The 1868-nt window shown below is 32.5% G+C and carries 2 protein-coding genes; both read left to right on the forward strand.

The window, feature by feature from the left end:
• Positions 1-469: hypothetical protein (locus tag MWU32_RS02290; RefSeq protein ID WP_410744428.1), on the forward strand; the 469-nt coding region annotated here is incomplete at its 5' end.
• 199 nt (positions 470-668) lie between these two features.
• The gene (locus tag MWU32_RS02295) at positions 669-1058 is read left to right on the forward strand and encodes a hypothetical protein (RefSeq protein ID WP_246937419.1); all 390 of its coding nucleotides are present in this window, start codon (positions 669-671) and stop codon (positions 1056-1058) included.
• The last annotated feature ends 810 nt before the right edge of the window (positions 1059-1868 follow it).

The raw sequence follows: 1868 nt of genomic DNA on the forward strand, positions 1-1868 counted from the left end.
AAAAATAGTGAGTGAACTTGAGGAAATTGAATCTAAACCAGACACAATTTTTTACGGAAATGGAAAAATTTGGTGGATAAGCACAATTACGACTTATAAGTACAATTCTGAAAACTATTCAACTCATTCAGGAAAGCAAACTCAATATTACAAAAACGGACAAATCGCAAGCGAAATTTTTTTAGGAAAATACGGAAATATAATATCTTGGAATTCTTATGACCGAGAAGGAAATAAAACGTCCGAATCCATAACGACTGAAATCGACTCAAACGCAAATAATCTGACTGAATTTTTCGAATCCGACGAACATATCAATTTTAAAAGAATTGAGAAATATTATAAATGCTCATATAAACTACAAGTTTGTTATTTGTTCAAAGAAGGACAAACAGTGAACGGAAAAAAGGTCGGACTTTGGAAAACTTATACCGAAAACGGAGAACTGAAAAAAGAAAAAAACTATTGAACAAAAAAACGTTTTACAACACCGTATAAAATTAATGGCTAGACCTCGCCTACTTACGAAAATCCTCGCGGATTTTCTATTCGGTGTTTATTTGCTAAATTAAGTGCTTAAACACGCCACTAATCTTATACAATCACGTTGTGGTGCATTTGACGCAACCTTTTAGTCAAAAGCACATCTGTAAGTAAAACTATTCATTATGAAAAAGATATTGGTTCTGACTTTAATCGCATTTTTAACCTTAAATTGTTCAGGCGATGACGATGCCGAAATAAGTTCAACTATACTTGGACAATGGAATTGGATAAAATCAACAGGTGGTATAGCAGGAATAACTTACACTCCAAAATCCACAGGAGAAAATAGAAAAATTATTATATCATCTGATTCAATAAAATACTTCACAAATGGAGATTTAATTTCCAAAATAAAATATACAATTGAATTGAGAGATGTTTATAATGAACCTCACGAACTAATAGTTCCGGAACATTTAGGAATTATACAATTTTTTGAATTAGATAAAAACAAATTAATTTTAACCGATTATTGTAATGATTGTTTCGTAAGTGAATATGTGAAAGAATAAAAACGACACCACAACACCGTGTATAATTAATTGCTTGGTTCTCGCCTACTTACGAAAATCCTCGGGGATTTTCTATTCGGTTTTTATTTGCTAAATTCCGTACTTGATCACGCAACTAATCATACACAAAACCGTTGGCAAACAGCTAAAAAAAACGAAAAAGCAACGAAAATCCGTCGAATTTTTTTGAGTTTTTAAGAAAACAACAATCAAGTTCCAATTGAAAAAACACAACGCGGAATTTAACAATATTGTGGATAATTTAATTTTCCTTGACTTCCAATAATAAGTCGCTTAAAAGAGGAAAATTCGTGATTTCCAAAAGTTCGGCAGAAAAGCAGAACCGACAAATAGTACGGCGAAATCTACTCAGACGAATAAACATCTTCCGAACCAAATCGGATTTTTTTTTTGGTTTTTAAGTGCAAAATCGAAAGTTTGTGTTTATCGACCGAATCCAATCTGATCGAAAAAAATATAATAAAAGCTGAATGCGGAAAACCGTAACAATAATTAATCGGAATTGACTAAATTGAACTTTTTAACAACAATACGTCCGAATTAATACTCGAACGAAAAAGTAAAAAGCCGATTTGCCAACACCGTGTATAAGTTATGGCTGGGTCTGTGCCTATTTGGAAATTCCTGCGGAATTTCCACAGGCAATTTACCTTTTGGAATTGTCCGTGCTGGCACACGCCACAACTCATACACATAAACGTTGGCAAACAGTTGAGCAGAACCTAAAAAAAAGCGGAACTAATTCGAAAAAAAAAATTGGTTTTTAAGATTGAAAACAGAAAACGTAAT

It is taken from the genome of Gelidibacter sp. F63206 (genome assembly GCF_023015735.1).